The sequence below is a fragment of the Oleiphilus sp. HI0067 genome (assembly GCF_001635735.1).
The window spans coordinates 1-655 of sequence record NZ_LWFI01000362.1 but is presented as its reverse complement, the minus strand read 5'-3'; the positions used below and the strand labels follow the sequence as shown (position 1 = coordinate 655).

Below are 655 nucleotides of genomic sequence, written 5' to 3'. Positions count from 1 at the left end.
GAGTATGGCGGTCAGTCTGTGTACCATATTCATCTGCATATTCTTGCTGGTAAGCCTTTAGGTTGGCCACCATACACCGATACGCTTAAGGTCTAGTCATACCGACCTTCTCATAGTTTGATGAGTTGGTGTTTTTGCTGAGTTGAAGGGATGCCTTAGCTGAATGCTGTGCTTCAATCGCATCCCAAATATCCAGAGCAAGCGCCGAATGTGCATCGTAAAATTGATGCGAAAACATTAGGTAATATGGGCGCTGCATGAAGGGCTTATTTAGCTTTTCTATCATAGCCTCAATATGCGGTGATTTTGAGATTCGTGTGTCACTCATTGTTTCAATATCTATCCAAGCATCGATTCGACCTCGATAAAGCATTTCTAGCCCGCTTGATTGCGTCGTGACTTCAACCACATCTAGACCTAAAGCTTTTAAGTCGTCAATGACGGCATAACCAATCACGGCACCGATCTTAATGGTATTGTCTGAAAATCTATCTCCGTTCCACGATAGAGTCTTATCTTTGCGTTTATAGATGACATAAGACTGACTCATGATTTGTTTCGTGGGGTCAGGGCTCCCCTCTGAGGTTAGATATTTACCAAAAGCTTCACGTTCTTTTTTATAGCTGGAGTGGAACACGCCATCCGCTTCGCCGTC

The 655-nt window shown here is 43.8% G+C and carries 1 protein-coding gene; it reads right to left on the bottom strand.

What is annotated here, in order from left to right:
- Positions 1-85 precede the first annotated feature (85 nt).
- Positions 86-655 (bottom strand): hypothetical protein (locus A3739_RS29330; protein ID WP_197472041.1); only part of this gene is annotated, 570 nt, incomplete at its 5' end.